The organism is Sanguibacter antarcticus (assembly GCF_002564005.1).
Classification (GTDB): Bacteria; Actinomycetota; Actinomycetes; order Actinomycetales; family Cellulomonadaceae; genus Sanguibacter; species Sanguibacter antarcticus.
Genome location: NZ_PDJG01000001.1, coordinates 1,177,594 through 1,194,946, shown reverse-complemented (window position 1 = coordinate 1,194,946; position 17,353 = coordinate 1,177,594). Strand labels below are relative to the sequence as shown.

Here is a 17,353-nt window from a genome sequence, read left to right as displayed (position 1 = left end):
GGCCCTGACCGGCCCGAACGCGACGTGCCACGGATCCGAGATCACAGCTGCCTAGGGCAAAGATGGGTAGGGGTCACCGTATGGACGCTCACAGCGAGCCACCGTCGAAGCGTCAGATCTGCGTGGTGCTGATCGCCGACCCGGGGCGACCGTTGCGGCTGGCGCAGAGAACCGCAGTAGACCTGCCGCAGCTGTTGGTGAACGAGTGCGCAGACGAGATCGAGTGGCTGGTCGAGGCCGACGAGTACTTGTTGCCGCTCGATGACGACGGCCTCGTCCAGCTGGCCGCGAACGTGTCGACGCTGCGCGACGAGCGCGGGTGCGACTACTTGGTCTATCTCACCGACCTGCCCACCTACCAGCTCGACGAACCCGTGCTCGCAACACTGAACACCACTCACGGCGGTGGCATGGTCGCCGTCGCCGCGCTCGGTCTTGGTGGAGCGCGCTCCCTGCGCCAGCTGCTCCTGCACATGGTGGTGGCCTTGCACTCCGGCGCCGATCATGAGAACCGGTCAGGCAGCCCGCGGACGCTCGTCGGGCGAGACACCGCAGTCGACGACGAGACCGACGGGATCGAGTCTCAGGAGTCGGTCCGAACACTGAAGGGGCTGCCCGGCCGGCTGATCGTCTTTGCCGGCATGGTGCGCAGCAGCGCACCCCTCCGGCTCGTGCCGCGGTTGTCGTCAGCCATGGCCGGCGCGATCGGGACGGCAGCGTTCGGCATCTTCTACACGAGCATCTGGTCGATGGCCGACTACCTCAGCCCCGGACGGCTGCTGCTCATCAGCCTGCTCTCCGTCGCGACGATGACGATCTGGTTGATCTCCTCCCACGGACTGTGGGAATCGCCCCAGGGCGCGCACCGGCGCGAGCGTCGTGTCCTCTACAACGCGGCTACGGCGACGAGCGTGCTCATCGCCGTGACAGCCATGTTCTTGGCTCTCTTCGTCATGGTCTTGTTCGGAGCGCTCGTCGTCATCGACGTGGACTACCTCGAGGAGTACCTCCGCACGGATGCCGGATTCACCGACTATGTCAGCCTGGCGTGGCTCGCCTCGTCCATGGGGACGATCGGAGGAGCGGTGGGGGCAAACTTCAGCGATGCAGAGGTGGTGCGCCGGGCAACCTTCAGCAACCGCGAGTACGAGCGTCGGCAGATGTCGCTGCAGCAGAACACGAAGCGCTCCAGGACGGCGTCGCCAACGTCCTGACGCGCCTCCACGACGATCGGTGTCGCAGGGCGGCGCTCTCGTAGATACGTGGAACCCCGTACGTAGGTTGACCAGTCATCACCCGGTCGGCTTAATGGTCAGAGTCATCGCAAAACAGACGAAAGGCTCTTCATGTTCGGAACGTCAACGCTTCGCCGGCCAGCAACGCTGCTGGCGATCCTCGCCCTGCTCCTGACCACCAGCGTTGCCTGGGTCGTCGCCGGGCCCGCCTCACGTGCTGCTGCGGCGGTCACCTGCGCCGCCCCGTGGAGCGCATCGACCATCTACACCAACGGTGCGATCGTGTCCTACGGCGGCTCCAACTGGAAGGCCGGCTGGTGGACGACACAAGAGACGCCCGGAACCACAGGGGAGTGGGGTGTCTGGCGCTCCGAAGGCACCTGCGGAGGATCGACGACGCCGACCCCGACGCCGACCACGACCCCGACCGAGACGCCTGAGACCCCGAGCGTCCCTGGCGACTTCATCGTGAGCGAGGCCCAGTTCAACCAGATGTTCCCGAACCGGAGCTCGTTCTACACCTACGCGGGCCTCGTCGCCGCGCTCGACGCCTACCCGGAGTTCGCCCAGGCCGGTGGAACCGAGATCGCGAAGCGTGAAGCGGCTGCCTTCCTCGCGAACGTCAACCACGAGACCGGCGGGCTGGTCTACGTCAAGGAGATCAACACGGCCAACTACTCGCACTACTGCGACTGGTCGCAGTCCTACGGGTGCCCGGCCGGGCAGTCGGCCTACTACGGACGCGGACCCATCCAGCTCTCCTGGAACTTCAACTACAAGGCCGCCGGCGACGCCCTCGGCATCGACCTGCTCAACAACCCGTCCCTCGTCGAGACGGACCCGGCCGTCGCCTGGAAGACCGGCCTCTGGTACTGGAACACGCAGACCGGCGCAGGCACCATGACCAGCCACGATGCGATCGTCAACGGCAGCGGCTTCGGCGAGACCATCCGCACCATCAACGGTTCGCTCGAGTGCAACGGCAACAACCCCACACAGGTGCAGAGTCGCATCTCCGCGTTCGAGAGCTTCGTGCAGATCCTCGGCACGACGACGGGCTCCAACCTCAGCTGCTGAGCACCCCTCACGCCAGCATGTCTGCCGCTGACTGCCCACGTGCACCCGTGGGCAGTCAGCGCACGACGTCGATCTGCGTCGCCTCCGCGGCGTCCGTCATCGAGCCCAGGTCGGTGATGTCCGTGATGCCGGCGTCCGTCATGAGCTGGGTCGCCTGGCCAGACCGGTTGCCCGACTTGCAGTAGACGAAGTACTCCGCGTCCTGGTCCAAGGTCGGGATCGCCGCAGCAAGCTCCCCACCCGTGAGGTCGAGCAGCTGCGCACCCTCGAGGTGACCTTCCGCATACTCGGCCGGGGTGCGGACGTCGATGATGATCGCGTCGTCAGGCACGGTTACCTGCTCAGCATCAGCACAGCTCGACAGCGTGAGTGCAAGGGCGAGGGCGCCGACAGCGGACATGGTGCGGAACATGGGTTCTCCAAGGTTCTAGGTCTCAGGTAGGAACAGAGCAGGTGTCACCGGGGCAGTACTGCGGCGGGGTGCGGGTGAGCACACGCTGCAGGGCGCACCCGACGCAGATGCCGAACGCCGTCTCGACGAACAGCATGGACAAGCACACGCCGCACAGGGCGAGCGTCAACGAGAACGGCACCGGCAAGAAGCCCATGCTCGCGCACGAGACAGCCGCGAGGCCGAAGCTGAGCCACCACGCGAACTCCTTCTGCGGCGCACCGACCCACTCAGGAGCCTGACGGCGAACGATCAGGCGCCCCACCAGCAAGGCGGGGGACCACCGGTCGCCCATCGTGATCCGGAGCATCATGTCGAGCATGAAGAACATACCGAACGGCTGCAGCGGCCGCGTTGACCCTGACGCCGCAGCCATACCGAACGCGACCGCTCCCGCGAGGAAGAGGATCCCTGCCGCCGCGCGGACAGCGCGCTCGTCGATCACCGGCACGTCGAAACCAGGCACCCTCGTGCCGATGAGCGGCGCCGTCATGCGTCCGTCAGGAGCGCGAACGCGTCAGGGATCTCCTGCGCCAGCACGATCATGCCCATGACGAGCACGAACACCCCGAAGCCCTTGCGCAAGGTCTTCTCCGGGATCTTCCCGGCAAGGGCCGTCCCGATGAACGACCCACCGATCGCGACCGCCGTGAACGCCAGCACGATCGGCCACTGGATCTGCACCGTGAAGAGGTACCCGGCCAGGCCTGCATAGGACTTCATGGCGATGATGAGGAGCGACGTCCCGATCGCGATCGCGACCGGCAGCCCACCGAGCAACGTCAGCGCAGGCACGACGAGGAACCCGCCGCCCGCACCCACGAGACCCGTCGCGATCCCGACGAGGAACCCGTCCAGGATGATCCGGGCGAGCGGCAGCTCTTTCGGTTCCTCGGAGTCGTCAGCGCGCTTGCGGCCCCGGATCATGGCGGTGGCCGTGGCGACCATCATGATCGCGAACAGCAGCATGAGGACCGTGCCCGGGATGTACCCGCCGACGAGACCACCGGTGAACGCACCCGTCATGCCGGCCGTGCCGAAGATCAGGCCCATCTTCCAGCGGACACGACCAGCACGCCCGTGCGAGATGACGCTCACCGCGCTCGTCGTACCGACGATGAAGAGCGACGCAGCGATCGCCTCTTGCGGGTCCATGCCCAGGACGTACGTGAGGATCGGGACCGTGAGGATCGACCCGCCGCCGCCCAGCAGCCCGAGCGAGACTCCGACGAGCACCGCGAGCACGAGCACGATGATGATGGTGGGTTCCATGACCTGACTCTCGGAAAGGTTCGAGCACGGGACGAGCAGAGGACGCTCAGGGACTAGGACGTCACCGGGACGTTGCCGGGGATCGCCGACCAGCCCAGGTAGGAGCCCTCGAGCTCGGCGACGTCATAACCGATCCGGCGCAGGGCGCTCGCGGCGACGCTGTTGCGGACGCCGCTCTGGCAGTAGGTGACGATCGTGCCCTCGTCGGGCAGCTCGTCGAGGTGCCACATGACACGCCCACCGCTCAGCTGCTGTGCGCCGGGAAGGTGACCTGCCGCGTACTCGGTCTTGTTGCGCACGTCGAGCAGGAGCGCGTGGGGGAGCGTGGCGAGGTCGTCCGGTGTCACGAGCAGCGGCTTGACGAGGTCGAGGGTGTCGAGCGAGGTCGTGTAGCCCGCTACGGTGTCGATACCGACGCGGACGAGGTGGTCGCGCAGGGTCTCGGCTTCCTGGGCGTCCTTCGCCAGGACGACGAGCGGTCGGTGCTCCACCTCGGGATCGACGACCCACGCGCCATAGCTGGCGGCCTTGGCGACGCCAGGGATGTTGAGGGAGCGGTCGACGGTGCCCTGGTGCACGGCGACGTTGTCGCGCGTGTCGACGAAGATGACGTCGTCGGCCTCGAGCGAGGCGGTCAGCTGTTCCGCGGAGTACTCGACGAGGTCGGGCAACGTGCCCATGACGGCCGGGCCGACCTTGTTCTGCACCTTCATGCGAGCGAAGTACGCGTGCGCGTCGGGCTGACCGTCGAGCAGCTCGTCGATGAAGCCCTGCTCGTCGTCGTTCTCGAGGTACGTGCTCCACCAGGCGAAGGCCCGCTCGTAGCCGACGGTCGTGCTCGGGATCGATCCCAGAGCCTTGCCGCACGCGCTGCCCGAGCCGTGGGTCGGGAGCACCTGGACGTAGTCGGGGAGGGGAAGGAACCGGTCTCGCAGGCTCGCGAAGAGGTCCTTGGCGCCGGCGAAGCGGGTGTCGACGCCGCCCGCTGCCTCGTCGAGGAGGTCGGGGCGGCCGAGGTCGCCGACGAACACGAAGTCGCCCGTGAGCATGAACCCGGGGGCGTCGGCCTGTGCGCCGTCGGTGACGAGGAGCGACATGTGCTCGGGTGTGTGGCCCGGCGTGTGGACGGCGCGCACGGTGATGTTGCCGAGCGTGATCTCGTGGTCGTCCTTCATGCGCACGGCGTCGTCGAACGCGCTGCCGTAGGTCCAGTCGGGGCCGCCCTCGTCGGACACGTAGATCGTGGCGCCGGTGCGTGCGGCGAGCTCGCGGGTGCCCGAGAGGTAGTCCGCGTGGATGTGCGTCTCGGTGACCGACGTGATCGTCATGTTGTTCTTCGCGGCCAGATCGAGATACACGTCGAGGTCACGGCGCGGGTCGACGACGATCGCCTCACCCTTCGCCTGGCAGCCGATGAGGTAGCTCGCCTGTGCGAGGTCCTCGTCGTAGATGCGCTCTAGCAGCATGGTCTTTTCTTCCTCTCGAACGTCCTGGCGGTTGAGTCCTAGCGGTTGAACAGGCGGGCGAAGAATCCGCCGCGGTTGGCCTTGGCGGCCTCGATCTGGGCTGGCGTGTGCTTTCCGTTGCACCAGCTCGATGCTGGGACGGTTCGCTTCACGTCCTGGATGTGCTGGCCGCAGCCTGCCCAGGTCGTCTTCTCGCACACTCGGCACGTCACTGCTCGGCACATCGTGTTGTCCCTCGAATCTGTCGGACGGGCTCCTGGATACCCCGAGGAGCATGTCCCTACGATACCCCCAGGGGTATCCAGACTGTCAACCCTCTGCACGAGTGCTGCCCCGCCCGACCCACGCGTGCAGCTCCCGGTCGCACCGTCACGGGTGCAGCCGAGCCCGCACCGTTCGGTATCGTTCAGGCGATGCCCGATCCGGTGACGACACCTCCGTGCCAGCACCGTGACGACTCGACAACCTTGGAGAACGCCCTGATGACCTCGCTGCCGGACAGCCCCACCCCACCGCTCTCGGCAGGGGAGCACGAGCTCGCGCAAGCGTCCACGACGCTGGTCGACACCGACACCTTCGTCGACCCGGAGCTGGCCGCGCTGTGCCGGGAGTCCGCCGCCGACGGAGCAGTCCTGCTCCGCAACGACGGGACGCTCCCGCTGCGCGACGGCTCGCGCGTCGCCCTCTTCGGACGCGTGCAGATCGACTACTTCGCCGTCGGCTACGGCTCCGGCGGGGACGTCAACGCCCCCTACTCCTGGAACCTCCTCGACGCGCTGCGCGACGTCGGCCGCGTCACCGTCGACACGGAGCTGGCCGAGACCTACACCCGCTGGAGCGAGCAGAACCCGCCCGACGAAGGCACCTGGGCGAACTGGCCACGCTTCTTCGAGGAGATGCCCCTCGAGCGCGCGGCCGTCGCCGCCGCCGCGACCCGAGCAGACGCCGCCGTCGTCGTCATCGGCCGCGCAGCCGGCGAGGCACGCGAGAACACCCTGACCAAGGGCAGCTACTACCTCACCGACGCCGAGCGCGAGCTGCTCGACACGATCACCGCAGAGTTCACGCACACCGTCGTGGTGCTCGACTGCGGCAACGTCATCGACCTCGCCTGGCTCGAAGAGTACGGCGAGAAGATCTCCGCCGTGCTCTACGCCTGGCAGGGCGGCATGGAAGGCGCGCGGGCGATCGCCGACGTGCTCACCGGCGTCCGGGTGCCCGGCGGGCGGCTCACCGACACCATCGCACGCCACTACGCCGACTACCCGAGCGCACCGAACTTCGGTGGGCTCGAGCACAACGACTACGCCGAAGACATCTACGTCGGCTACCGGTACTTCGAGACCTTCGCCCCCCACGCCGTGCTCTTCCCCTTCGGGTTCGGCCTCGGCTACACGACGCTCGACCTCACCGCCACCGCCGACGTCAGCAGCGACGAGATCACCGTCACCGCCCACGTCGCCAACACCGGCATCGAGCACCCCGGGGCCGAGATCGTCCAGGTCTATGTCCAGGCGCCGGACGGGCTGCTCGGCAAGCCGGCCCGGGCGCTCGCGGCCTTCGCGAAGTCCCGCCGGCTCGCACCGGGGGAGAGCGACGAGCTGTGCCTGACCGTCCCGATCACCTCCCTCGCCTCCTATGACGACTCCGGGGTGACCGGCCACCGGTCCGCCTACGTCCTCGAGACGGGGACCTACACCGTCTTCGCCGGGACCGACGTCCGCTCCGCGACCCAGGTCGCGACGTTCACCGTGGACGAGCTCCGCGTCGTCGAGCAGCTGACCGAGGCGTGCGCGCCCACCGCGCAGGACCAGTTCCAGCGGATGACGCTCACCCGTGACGACGCCGGACGCCCCGTCGTCGGGTGGGAGGCCGTCCCGTCGCGGGAGGTCTCGCGCCGTGAGCGGGTCTTGGCGCGCCAGGTGCCCGCGGTCGAGCCGACCCTCGACCGTGGCATCACGCTCGGCGACGTCGCCCGAGGTGACGCGACGCTCGACGAGCTCGTCGCGCAGCTCTCGCTCGCCGACCTCGACGCGCTCACCCGCGGCGACATCGTCATGGACAGCCCGCTCGGGGCGCCCGGCAACGCCGGCGTCTTCGGTGGGATCACCGAGTCGCTGCGCGCGCACGGAGTGCCTGCTGTGACGACGACGGACGGCCCGTCGGGCATCCGGATCGCCGCCTACGCGTCCCTCCTGCCGTGCGGTGCCGCGCTCGCCTCGACGTGGGACGCCCCGCTCGTGCGACGGCTCGCGGCCACCCACGGTGCAGAGATGGTGCGCAAGGGCACCCACGTGCTCCTCAGCCCAGGCATGAACATCCACCGTGACCCGCTGTGCGGTCGCAACTTCGAGTACTTCTCCGAAGACCCGCTCGTCACCGGTCTCATCGCGGCCGCCGTCGTGGCAGGGGTCCAGGAGGCGGGCGTCGCTGCGTGCCCCAAGCACTTCGCGTGCAACAACCAAGAGACCAACCGCAACCTCAACGACTCGCGGGTCTCCGAGCGGGCGCTGCGCGAGATCTACCTGCGCGGGTTCCAGATCTGCCTCACGCAGGCGCGCCCGCACACGCTCATGACGTCGTACAACAAGATCAACGGCGTGTGGTCGCACTACAACGACGAGCTGTGCACGACGATCCTGCGCGACGAGTGGGGATTCGAGGGCACCGTCATCACCGACTGGTGGATGCAGCGCGCCGCTGACCCAGACTTCACGGCCGTGACCGACGACGCCTACCGGGTCCGCGCACAGGTCGACGTCTTCATGCCCGGCGGCTGGGTCGACCACGCCACCGGCACCTTCGACCCCGCCGCCACGACCTCCCTCCTCGACTCGCTCGCCCGCCCGGACGGCATCACGCTCGGCGAGATCCAGCGCACCGCGCGCACGGTGCTCCGGCTCGCTCTCGCGCTGCCCGTGCTCAGCGAGACGATCGGCGCCAGCGCGCGGGGCGTCGAGCAGGGGAGCATCCCGGTCGAGGAACCACCCGTGGCCTGATGGGCGGAGACCGGTCCCAGCACGGGCACCCCGCAGAGGTCCGGCGCCAGGCGTCCGTCCCGACGACGGCGGCAGCCGCCCGCGTCCTCGGTGCGATCACCGGCGCGGGCGGGCGCGGCCTCCTGGTCGGCGGGTGCGTCCGCGACGCGCTCCTGGCGCCGGGGTCGACGCCGCACGACATCGACATCGAGGTCTACGGGCTCGAGCCCCGAGCCCTCGTCGCCGCGCTCTCGCGGGTCGCCCACGTCGCCGAGGTCGGTCGGGCGTTCTCGGTCTTGGTCGTCCGCACGCAGGGGGAGTCGTTCGACGTCGCCCTGCCGCGCCGCATGGTGCGCACCGGCTCCGGGCCTGACGACGTCGACGTCGTGGTCGATCCGTCGGCCACCCTGCGGGAGTCCTCGGCGCGTCGTGATCTCACGATCAACGCGCTGGCGTTCGACCCCGCCTCCGGTGAGGTCGTCGACTGCTGGGGCGGGCTCGCCGACCTGGACGCCGGGATCCTGCGCCACACGGGTCCGGCCTTCTCGGCAGACCCGTTGCGTGTGCTGCGTGCAGCACGCTTCGCCGCGCAGCTCGGGTTCACTCTCGACCCGTCCACTGTGGCTCTGGCGCGCGAGCTCGCGCCACAGTTCGCGGTCGTGCCGACCGAGCGGGTGTGGGGCGAGTGGCAGGCCATGGCGGCGACGGCTGCCCACCCGTCGGCATGGCTCGACGTGCTGGACGAGACAGGGTGGATCGAGCACTTTCCCGAGGTGGCAGCCCAGCGTGGCATCGCCCAGGACCCGCGCTGGCACCCCGAGGGAGACGTGTTCGCGCACAGCCGCCTGGCAGCCGACGCCGGGGCCCGGCTGGCCGACGAGGCAGGCCTGACCGGTGAGGACCGCGCAGTCGTCGTCCTGGCGTCCATGCTGCACGACGTCGGCAAGACCGTCAGCACCCAGCACCGCGCGGACGGCCGGATCACCTCGCACGGCCACGACGAGGCCGGGCGCCCGATCGCGCACACCTTCCTCTCCCGCACCGGCGCACCCCGGTCGGTGATCGAGCGCGTCCTGCCGCTCGTGCGCGAGCACATGGTGGCCACGACGGTGCGCGACCCGTCGGCTGCAGCCGTGCGCCGGCTCGCTCGGCGCCTGGTCCCGGCCACGATGCTCGAGTGGGCGCTGGTCACCGGCGCCGACCGCGGGGGACGCGGCACAGCGAGCGGACCGGCGAGCACCGGTCGTTGGCTCGAGCTCGCCGAACTGGCAGGCACGACGCGCACGCCGACGGCCGCGATCCTCACGGGAAGGCACCTCGTCGAGGCAGGCATGACGCCGGGACCGCACTTCGCGACGACCCTCGCTGCGGCACTGGCCGCTCAGGACACAGGCGTGATCACGAGCGAGGAGGACGCGCTGGCCTGGCTGGCCGCGCGCTGAGACGAACCTCGTTCCATGTGGTGGTCGTCAGGTGATGATCTCCTCGACCGTCCGTCGAGGCGAGTGCCGCTCGGTGCCGGAGTAACCGAGCCGGACGAGCATCTGAGGCTGACCGTCGAGCTCCAGCGCACGGACCAGGTCGTGGCGCGTGGTCGGGTTCTCCAGCACCGTCGTCGCGAACGACGCGTGCACGTAGTAGCTCGTGGCGACGAGCAGCAGGTGCTCGAGCCCCTGACCGGCAGCGACCCAGTCCTCGCGCTTGTCGCCCGGCGTCGTGAGCACCACCATCGTCGAACGGTGGTCGAACGGCTCTGCATCAGGCCCCGCGTCGGCCCACGAGCGACGGACCGGACGGTGCCCCTGCGCGTCGGGTGCACCGAGCAGCCTCGCCGGGATGCCGTCGTGCCGCTCCGGGTCGCGCGTGGTCCACGCCGACTCCTCGCCTCGGGCGACAGCGTCCTCCGTCGCGAGAGCCTCTGACCGGCGGACGAGGTCGAGCACCTGCGACCGCGCAGGTTCCGAGGGCTGGATCACCCGTAGGCCTACGCCATCGGTGCGCGCGGTGTTCTGCATCTCGCTGAGCACGTCGACGTCGAGCGGAGCGTCGTCGAACGGCGCGCGGGACGTTGCACGGTGACCGATAGCGACAGCGAGCTCGAGCTCCTCCATCGTCGGTTCCAGCGCGCTCTCCAGGACGACGCGGGCGACGAGGAGGTCGTCTGTCGAGCTCGGGAGGACGGTCGTGACAGCGGTGAGCGACTCCCGGCGGGCGGCAACCTCGAGGTTGAGGAGGAACGCGCCGCAGCTGATGTACATCTCACGGCCGGTCGGATCAGCATGGCGGAGCTGTCGTGCTGGATCAGCACGGAGCGTGATCCGGTCTCCGTGCACGTCGACCGCCCACGGCTGCGTGTTGTGCACGCTGGGCGCTTTGGCCGCAGCGGACAGGATCCTCTCGATGCGAGCGTCTTCGACGTCCATGGCGCCATTCCTTCCGATCGCACTCGTTGCAGGCGCCGCGGGTGGCACATCCGGGCGCCGTCGCCTGATCCCACCATGCAAGCACGTGGACATCGTGTGAGGAAAGGGTGGAAGGTCCCGGATCGGACGTTGATCCTCATGTAACCGGACCGTCTGTGTCCGGGACCGTCCGCCTCGGGCAGCCTGTCAGACCGTGAGGGAGACCTCGTCGAACCTCAGCCGCGCCTGGCGCGGGTGCGAGGCACCCTCGCTCGCGGGCATCCCGACGTTGAGGACGACGAGGGACCTCCAACCGTTCTCGTCGAAGAACTCACTGTCGACACCGTCCGCGTCGAACCCGGTCATCGGTCCGACGTGCAGCCCGGCTGCACGCAGCCCGATGATGAGGTAGCCCACCTGGATGAGAGCAGACGTGCGCGCCATCCCGACCCGCATCTCCTCGCTGCCGGCCGCGAAGCGCTCGCGAGCACCTTTCATGTGCGGCGCGAGCACCGGCAGATGCTCGTGGAAGCTCGGATCGGCAGCCGCGACGATCGTCAACGGAGCAGAGAGGGTCTTCGTCTTGTTGCCGTCCGCCATGTGCTCGACGAGGCGAGCCCGTGCCGCGGGTTCGCGGACGACGAGCAACCGCAGCGGAACGGTGTTCATCGCTGTCGGTCCCCAGCGGACGAGGTCGTATGCGGCCTGGATCTTCTCGTCCGGCACGGGCTCGTCTGCGAAGACGTTGACGGTGCGTGCCTCGCGGAAGAGCAGGCCCGCGGTGGCTGGATCGATCTCGAGGAGCTCGTCGAGCGTGGTGTCAGCGGTGGGGGCGGTGTCGGTAGTCATACGGACGACAACACCGACCGCGGCCTTCGTGCGTCCTGAACCGTGTGTGACGTAGCACACCGCGCGCGACTGCCGTCAGGGAGGACCATGAGACACGTCCTTCCCGAACTGACCCATCCACGCCCTGCTCGGCTCCGAACCATGATCGAGGCACCGATCGGCGCCGAGCACAGACCGGCAGGAGGAGCTTCACGTGGACCGTGCACGAGCGACGACGTGCGACCCCGACGAGCGGTCCGACGAGGACCAGGTGCCCCACGAGGTAGCCGACGAGTCGTCTGGCCGAGGACGTCCGCGCGAGCTGGTGGCGCGCGCCCAGCGTGTGCTCGGCATGTCGGTGGCGACGATCGTCGCGCGGGCGCTCCGTCGCGCGTCGCCGCAGCCGCAGATCGGCGGCACCGTGCTGGACCGGTTCGCCCGGACTGTTGCCCAGCATCCCGACGAGACGGCCCTCGCCGACGCTGCTCGGAAGTTCACGTTCGAGGCCCTCGACGAGGTCGTCACGACCGCCGCACGCGGTCTGGTCAGCTTCGGTGTCCGCCCGGGGGAGCGCGTCGCGGTGGCTCTGCCCCGGTCGGCCGACGCGACCGTCCTGTTCCTCGGCGTGCTGCGCGCCGGAGCCGTCGCCGTGCCTCTCGACGTGTCCGCCCCCGGTGCCCACCTCGCCTACGTCCTGCGGGACAGCGATGCGCGCCTGCTCGTCACGGACGACGACGGACGTGCGTCGGCGCTCCTGGGCGCGCTGACGACAGCCGACCGGGACACGACGGCCGCGGGGCGTTCCTGGTACGTGTGCACGGTCCAAGACGTCATCGGCGTGACCGGGGGAGAGGTGCCCCCGCCGCCGTCACCCGACGACCTCGCCTGTCTCGACTACGGCACGGGCGACGGCGGGACACCTCGTCGCGTGCACGTCCAGCACAGCGACCTCGCTGCGGCGCTCGCTGAGCACGGCGGTCCTCTGCTCGGTGCGTTCGAGGCGTGCCTCGTCGCAGGGCTGCGCCCCGACGGCGCACGACGAGCGGCGGGCCGACGATGATCGACCTCCTCTCGGCGTCCGTCGCCGAGGTGCTGCGAGCCTGCGACCGGGCCGCCGGTGTGCACGACGGGACGGGTGCGCAGCGGCTCGTCGACGACATCGACCGGTCAGCGGTCGCGCGCAGACGCCGGCCGGACGACGCCCGTCGAACGCTGGCCGGGCGGGCTGCCGTGCGTCTCGTCGCGGCCGCCCGCCTCGGTGTGGACGTCGCAGACGCCGCAAGCCTCACCCTCGTGCGGACCTGCACGGTCTGCGGCGTGCCGCACGGTCGTGCACGGGGACCTGGCCTCACCGCGAGCTCGTCGAGCTCGTACGACCACGTGCTCGTGGCTGTCGCTGACGATGCCGCGTCCGTCGGGGTCTGTGTCGAGCGGATCCCGGAGCGGCTCTTCAGCACGACCGACGTGGTCGCGCTGCACCCGGCCGAGCGCGGCGTCCCGTCACGGGTCGCCTCCGCGATCGACCTGCGGATCGGACGCTGGGTCGAGAAGGATGCCGTCCGCAGGTCCGTCGGCACGGGTCGGGAGTCGCCGTTGAACATGCTGCGCCCGGTCCCACGGCTCGTGTGCGACGTGTCGCTGGTCGGCGACGTGGTCGTCGACCCGTCCCGATGGAGGCACGTCTCCGAGGCAGGCACCCCTGGTCTCGTCGGCCTGGCTGTGACGGCTCTGCCAGCCCCGCGCGGCTACCGCAGCGCGCTCGCCGCGCGCGAACCGCGACGCGTGCGCCTCCTCGACGTCGAGGCGCTCGTGCAGCGCTAGGTCCGTACCCGAGGGACGCTCGACGAGGCCCAAGGCATCAGGATCTGGACCGTGTCCGGCCGTTTCCTGAGCGACGCCGGTGACCAAAGCCCCACGAGCCGACGAGGACCGTATGGAAACGTGAGAACGGTGCACCCCGACCGTTCAGCCGACGTGACGACCTGACGATGCCGACCCCCGATCCCAGGGCGTTCGACCTCGATGCCCTCCTGCGCGAGCTCGACGGCATCTTCGCCGCCCACGAGGGCGCCACCCGTGCAGAACCGCTCCTGCTCACGGGGCTCGCCGAGGCCGACGAGCTCCACGACGCCGGTGCACGGCTGACGCTGCTCAACGAGCTCATCGGCTTCTACCGGTCCCAGAGCAGGCACGACCACGCGGCCGAGACGAGCGACCGGGCGCTCGTGCTCGCTGAGAGCATGGGGATCGTCGGGACCGACGCGCACGCGAGCACCCTCATCAACGCGGCGACGGCTTTGCGCGCCGGCGGTCGCTACGAGAGAGCCCTCGGTCTCTACCGGCAGGCGCTCGTCGCGAGCGAGGCAACGATGGCACCGAGCGACCGGCGGCTCGCAGCGCTGCACAACAACCTCTCGATCCTCTTCAGCGAGATGCAGGACCAGCCGCAGGCCGCCGCCGAGCTGGACGCTGCCCTGGCGATCCTCGAGGCGTCCTCGCACGACCCTGCACGTGACATGGACATCGCGACGACCTGCACCAACCTCGTGCTCGTGCACTTCTCGATGGGGCAGAAGGACGCCGCCGCCGCGTGCGTCGAACGCTCCCTCGCGATCTTCCGCGCGGGCGGCCACGAGGACGACGCGCACTACGCATCAGCCGTCGCCGGCCACGCCGAAGCCTGCTACCGGATGGGACGCCTCACCGACGCCGAGGCGCTCTACCAGCGGGCGCTGGAGATCATCGCCGCCTGCTACGGCACCACCAACGACTACTACGCGGTCACGGCAGGCAACCTCGCCGAGGTGCAGGCCGACCTGCACGCGGCCGGGCTGACACCGGTCACGCCGTCCGTCGGTCGCGTGCCCGCGGCACCGGCCGAACCTGCCGCACCGCCTGTCACGGGGCTCGCCCTCGCCCGCGAGTACTGGGAGACGTACGGCAAGCCGATGCTCGCCAGATATCCCCACCATCGTGCACGCATCGCGGTCGGTCTCGTCGGTCACGGCTCGGAGTGCTACGGCTTCGACGACGAGATCTCGCGCGACCACGACTTCGGTCCAGGCTTCTGCCTCTGGCTCACCGCTGAAGACCACGCGGCGATCGGCGACGAGCTCCAGGCAGACTACGAGGCGCTCCCGGCCGAGCTCCGCGGGGTCGGACCGCGCCGGACGACCTCGAGGGCACGCGGCGCCCAGCGTCGCGTCGGCGTCTTCGAGATCGGCGACTTCTTCGACGGGCTCACCGGGTACCGTGCCGCCCCAGCCGCCGACCGGGTGCACGAGTGGCTCCTCCTCGACGAAGCGACGCTGGCCGCCGCGACGAACGGCGCCGTCTTCGCGGACCCGTTCGGGGCCTTCGGCGCCGCGCGCGGTGGCTTCCTCAGGATGCCGCGGGACGTCCAGCTCGCGCTCGTCTCGCGCAGGCTCGGGATGGTCGCCCAGGCAGGGCAGTACAACGTGCCCCGGATGCTCGCGCGCGCAGACGGGGAGGCCGCGTGGCTGGCGCTCGCGGAGTTCACCCGAGCCACGGCGTCGCTCGTCTTCCTGCTCAACGGTCCGGCCTCTGCTGGATACCTCCCGTACTACAAGTGGCAGTTCGCCGCGCTGCGCGCGCTCGGTGCGCGCATGGGCTCACGGTTACCAGAGGTGTGCACCGACCTCTCGGAGCTGGCACGGCTCTCGTCGACGGCCTGCTTCGGCGCAGGACCAGGCGGCACGGGTGCGCTCGCGGCGCAGGAACGCGTGTACGTGTTCGTCGAGCAGATCTGCAGGCAGGTCGTGATCGAGCTCCAGGCGCGCGGCCTCACCGTGAGCGACGAGAGCTTTCTCGAGCGGCAGCGGCCGTTCGTCGATGCGCACATCGACGACGCGTGGCTCAAGAGCCTGTGAGCGTACTGATCGCGAGACGAGAGAGAGGGAGCACATGAGTACCACCACGACCCTGCGGGAGAAACGGTTGGCTGCGGCGCAGGCGATCGTCGATCACGAGTGGGACCAGTTCCAGCGTGTGAACAACGAGGGCGGCCGAGCGGACTGCCAGGGGGACTGGCCGACGTTCCACCAGATGCGCCTGAGCCAGTTCCTCACGTGGCCGCTGCCCCTCCTCGAGAGCTACGCCGGCGACCTCGACGCCGCCGACGCGTGCGGAGCCAACCTGCTCACCGAGAAGTACGCCCGGATGATGGCCTCCACCGAGCCGGACCGGTACGCCCAGGAGATCGCACCGCACCTTCCCGTGCTCGACGATGCCCGCGTGGCCCGCCAGGAGGCGATCGTCGAGGTCCAGATCGGGTGGGCTGTCGCCTTCCGTGACCGGTACCCGCGGCTCGGTGTGGCGATGCGTGTGCTGAGGACCGCCCAGGACACTCTGACGGAGACGTCCTTCGAGACGTATCTGCGCGGCGAGCTGGGCACGTACTCCGACCGCACGCTCGGCCTCTACGACGAGCTCGTCGAGGAGACGGTGGCGGCGGGGGAGAACCTCTCTGAGCAGGCGATCACGTGGACGGTGGTGCTGGGCGGGTTCACCGACCTGGCGCAGGCGGAAGCGGCGCAGGCGTCGGTGGGCTGACAGCCACGGACAGGTCGGCGATGATCGCCTCGAGCTCGTGGAGGCGGGGGACGCCCGCACGCGAGTAGACGATCTTCCCGTCGTGCAGCACGACGAGGGTCGGCAGGGACAGGACGCCGAACCGCCGGGCGAGGCCCTGCTGCTGGTCGGTGTCGACCGTGGCGAAGACGTGCTCCGGGTGCGCGTCGGACGAGGCCGCGAAGATCGGCGAGAACAGGTGGCACGGGCGGCACCAGCGAGCCCAGAAGTCGATGAGGACCAGTCCGCCGCGCGCGATCGCCGGGCCGAGGGTCTCAGGAGTCATCGCTGTGGTCGGCACACGGCGAATCTACGCGGTGCCGACTGCCTGAGCGAACGACGTCAGGCTATGGGCGCGGGCCGGGCACCGGCCACGTCGACGGGTCCCCGAGAGGCGAGGGACGCGGGTCGAGGACCGCGGTGACGATCGCGTCGATGGCGAACGCGCTGGCGTCGCCGAGCGAGACGTCGGTGGGATCGAGGAGCCACTGGACCTGCAGGCCGTCCATGATCGCGAGGATCGCGGCGGACGCGTGGTGGACGGTGTCGGGGAGCGGTGCGTCGTTCTCTGCGCACAGTGTCGTGAAAGCCTGGACGACCTCGGCACGCAGCGTCGTGTAGCGGTTCTCGAAGAACGCGCGCGCGGGGTGGTCGTCGGTGACGGACTCGGCGGACAGGACGGCGTAGGCCTGGACGATCCCGGCGCGGCGCGCGTTGAGGAACGCGGTGCGCACGAGGTGGCGGAAGAGGTCGATGCCGTCGGGGATGTGCCGGTCGGCGAGCTCGGCGACGTCGTTCTCGTCGCGGTAGCGCAGCACCTCGAGGAGCAGCTGGTCCTTGGACCCGAAGTGGTGGAGGACGCCGGCGTGGGTCATGTCGACCTGCTCGGCGATCTCGGTGAGCGGCCCGTTGTTGTAGCCCTTGCTGCCGAAGGTCGTCAGGGCGGCCTTGAGGATGTCTTCGCGTCGTCGGAGGGTCTCCTGCCGCATGCGCGGTTGTCGCCTCGCCGAAACCATGGGGTGCCGCCTTCTGCTCGTGGGCCACCGTCGTCGTG

At 69.6% G+C, this 17,353-nt stretch carries 17 protein-coding genes; 8 read left to right on the top strand and 9 right to left on the bottom strand.

Annotation, left to right across the window (positions count from 1 at the left end):
* Positions 1-80: 80 nt before the first annotated feature.
* Positions 81-1,214 (top strand): hypothetical protein, encoded by a 1,134-nt coding sequence (locus ATL42_RS05395; protein WP_098454468.1) that lies wholly within the window; start codon positions 81-83, stop codon positions 1,212-1,214.
* 132 nt (positions 1,215-1,346) lie between these two features.
* Positions 1,347-2,312 (top strand): glycoside hydrolase family 19 protein, encoded by a 966-nt coding sequence (locus ATL42_RS05390; RefSeq protein WP_098454467.1) that lies wholly within the window; start codon positions 1,347-1,349, stop codon positions 2,310-2,312.
* Between the two features lie 55 nt (positions 2,313-2,367).
* On the opposite strand, the gene ATL42_RS05385 is transcribed toward ATL42_RS05390, so the two are convergent.
* Genes ATL42_RS05385 through ATL42_RS05365 form a run of 5 tightly spaced genes read right to left on the bottom strand, consistent with a single transcriptional unit; the run spans position 2,368 to position 5,725 of the window.
* Complete coding sequence (locus ATL42_RS05385) at positions 2,368-2,724, bottom strand: rhodanese-like domain-containing protein (protein WP_098454466.1); 357 nt, start codon at positions 2,722-2,724, stop codon at positions 2,368-2,370.
* Positions 2,725-2,746: 22 nt separating this feature from the next.
* Positions 2,747-3,256 (bottom strand): DUF4395 domain-containing protein, encoded by a 510-nt coding sequence (locus ATL42_RS05380; RefSeq protein WP_245862171.1) that lies wholly within the window; start codon positions 3,254-3,256, stop codon positions 2,747-2,749.
* The gene (locus ATL42_RS05375) at positions 3,253-4,035 is read right to left on the bottom strand and encodes a sulfite exporter TauE/SafE family protein (protein WP_098454465.1); all 783 of its coding nucleotides are present in this window, start codon (positions 4,033-4,035) and stop codon (positions 3,253-3,255) included. The genes ATL42_RS05380 and ATL42_RS05375 overlap by 4 nt, the downstream gene beginning before the upstream one ends.
* Before the next feature lie 53 nt (positions 4,036-4,088).
* Positions 4,089-5,501, bottom strand: coding sequence for an MBL fold metallo-hydrolase (locus ATL42_RS05370; RefSeq protein WP_098454464.1), 1,413 nt, complete (start codon positions 5,499-5,501; stop codon positions 4,089-4,091).
* Positions 5,502-5,539: 38 nt separating this feature from the next.
* Entirely contained in the window at positions 5,540-5,725 is a 186-nt protein-coding gene (locus tag ATL42_RS05365; protein WP_098454463.1) for a hypothetical protein, read from the bottom strand.
* 258 nt (positions 5,726-5,983) lie between these two features.
* Between ATL42_RS05365 and ATL42_RS05360 the strand changes: the two genes are divergently transcribed.
* Positions 5,984-8,500 (top strand): glycoside hydrolase family 3 protein, encoded by a 2,517-nt coding sequence (locus ATL42_RS05360; RefSeq protein WP_098454462.1) that lies wholly within the window; start codon positions 5,984-5,986, stop codon positions 8,498-8,500.
* Complete coding sequence (locus ATL42_RS05355) at positions 8,500-9,921, top strand: CCA tRNA nucleotidyltransferase (RefSeq protein WP_098454461.1); 1,422 nt, start codon at positions 8,500-8,502, stop codon at positions 9,919-9,921. The genes ATL42_RS05360 and ATL42_RS05355 overlap by 1 nt, the downstream gene beginning before the upstream one ends.
* 27 nt (positions 9,922-9,948) lie before the next feature.
* On the opposite strand, the gene ATL42_RS05350 is transcribed toward ATL42_RS05355, so the two are convergent.
* Positions 9,949-10,902, bottom strand: a complete 954-nt coding sequence (locus tag ATL42_RS05350; RefSeq protein ID WP_098454460.1) for an Acg family FMN-binding oxidoreductase — start codon at positions 10,900-10,902, stop codon at positions 9,949-9,951.
* 186 nt (positions 10,903-11,088) lie between these two features.
* Entirely contained in the window at positions 11,089-11,730 is a 642-nt protein-coding gene (locus ATL42_RS05345; RefSeq protein WP_098454459.1) for a malonic semialdehyde reductase, read from the bottom strand.
* A 193-nt stretch (positions 11,731-11,923) separates the two neighbouring features.
* On the opposite strand from ATL42_RS05345, the gene ATL42_RS05340 reads away from it, so the two are divergent.
* From ATL42_RS05340 to ATL42_RS05325, 4 genes are all read left to right on the top strand, one after another.
* Positions 11,924-12,769 carry an AMP-binding protein gene (locus ATL42_RS05340; protein ID WP_098454458.1) on the top strand — a complete coding sequence of 282 codons (846 nt, stop codon included), beginning with the start codon at positions 11,924-11,926 and terminating at the stop codon, positions 12,767-12,769.
* Entirely contained in the window at positions 12,766-13,530 is a 765-nt protein-coding gene (locus tag ATL42_RS05335) for a hypothetical protein (protein WP_098454457.1), read from the top strand. The genes ATL42_RS05340 and ATL42_RS05335 overlap by 4 nt, the downstream gene beginning before the upstream one ends.
* A 167-nt stretch (positions 13,531-13,697) precedes the next feature.
* Positions 13,698-15,599, top strand: coding sequence for a DUF4037 domain-containing protein (locus tag ATL42_RS05330; RefSeq protein WP_098454456.1), 1,902 nt, complete (start codon positions 13,698-13,700; stop codon positions 15,597-15,599).
* 34 nt (positions 15,600-15,633) lie between these two features.
* Positions 15,634-16,281 (top strand): DUF4125 family protein, encoded by a 648-nt coding sequence (locus tag ATL42_RS05325; RefSeq protein WP_098454455.1) that lies wholly within the window; start codon positions 15,634-15,636, stop codon positions 16,279-16,281.
* Here ATL42_RS05325 and ATL42_RS05320 read toward each other — a convergent pair.
* Both ATL42_RS05320 and ATL42_RS05315 read right to left on the bottom strand, forming a co-directional pair.
* Positions 16,235-16,600, bottom strand: a complete 366-nt coding sequence (locus ATL42_RS05320) for a thioredoxin family protein (RefSeq protein WP_143556697.1) — start codon at positions 16,598-16,600, stop codon at positions 16,235-16,237. The two genes, ATL42_RS05325 and ATL42_RS05320, sit on opposite strands and share 47 nt — an antisense overlap.
* A gap of 46 nt (positions 16,601-16,646) precedes the next feature.
* The gene (locus tag ATL42_RS05315) at positions 16,647-17,315 is read right to left on the bottom strand and encodes a TetR/AcrR family transcriptional regulator (protein ID WP_098454453.1); all 669 of its coding nucleotides are present in this window, start codon (positions 17,313-17,315) and stop codon (positions 16,647-16,649) included.
* Positions 17,316-17,353: the final 38 nt, after the last annotated feature.

Excerpts from the sequence above, each read along its gene's own strand:
- ATL42_RS05395 (WP_098454468.1), top strand. The coding sequence starts at position 81 with ATGGACGCTCACAGCGAGCCACCGTCGAAGCGTCAGATCTGCGTGGTG.
- ATL42_RS05390 (WP_098454467.1), top strand. The coding sequence starts at position 1,347 with ATGTTCGGAACGTCAACGCTTCGCCGGCCAGCAACGCTGCTGGCGATC.
- ATL42_RS05385 (WP_098454466.1), bottom strand. The coding sequence starts at position 2,724 with ATGTTCCGCACCATGTCCGCTGTCGGCGCCCTCGCCCTTGCACTCACG.
- ATL42_RS05380 (WP_245862171.1), bottom strand. The coding sequence starts at position 3,256 with ATGACGGCGCCGCTCATCGGCACGAGGGTGCCTGGTTTCGACGTGCCG.
- ATL42_RS05375 (WP_098454465.1), bottom strand. The coding sequence starts at position 4,035 with ATGGAACCCACCATCATCATCGTGCTCGTGCTCGCGGTGCTCGTCGGA.
- ATL42_RS05370 (WP_098454464.1), bottom strand. The coding sequence starts at position 5,501 with ATGCTGCTAGAGCGCATCTACGACGAGGACCTCGCACAGGCGAGCTAC.
- ATL42_RS05365 (WP_098454463.1), bottom strand. The coding sequence starts at position 5,725 with ATGTGCCGAGCAGTGACGTGCCGAGTGTGCGAGAAGACGACCTGGGCA.
- ATL42_RS05360 (WP_098454462.1), top strand. The coding sequence starts at position 5,984 with ATGACCTCGCTGCCGGACAGCCCCACCCCACCGCTCTCGGCAGGGGAG.
- ATL42_RS05355 (WP_098454461.1), top strand. The coding sequence starts at position 8,500 with ATGGGCGGAGACCGGTCCCAGCACGGGCACCCCGCAGAGGTCCGGCGC.
- ATL42_RS05350 (WP_098454460.1), bottom strand. The coding sequence starts at position 10,902 with ATGGACGTCGAAGACGCTCGCATCGAGAGGATCCTGTCCGCTGCGGCC.
- ATL42_RS05345 (WP_098454459.1), bottom strand. The coding sequence starts at position 11,730 with ATGACTACCGACACCGCCCCCACCGCTGACACCACGCTCGACGAGCTC.
- ATL42_RS05335 (WP_098454457.1), top strand. The coding sequence starts at position 12,766 with ATGATCGACCTCCTCTCGGCGTCCGTCGCCGAGGTGCTGCGAGCCTGC.
- ATL42_RS05330 (WP_098454456.1), top strand. The coding sequence starts at position 13,698 with ATGCCGACCCCCGATCCCAGGGCGTTCGACCTCGATGCCCTCCTGCGC.
- ATL42_RS05325 (WP_098454455.1), top strand. The coding sequence starts at position 15,634 with ATGAGTACCACCACGACCCTGCGGGAGAAACGGTTGGCTGCGGCGCAG.
- ATL42_RS05315 (WP_098454453.1), bottom strand. The coding sequence starts at position 17,315 with ATGGTTTCGGCGAGGCGACAACCGCGCATGCGGCAGGAGACCCTCCGA.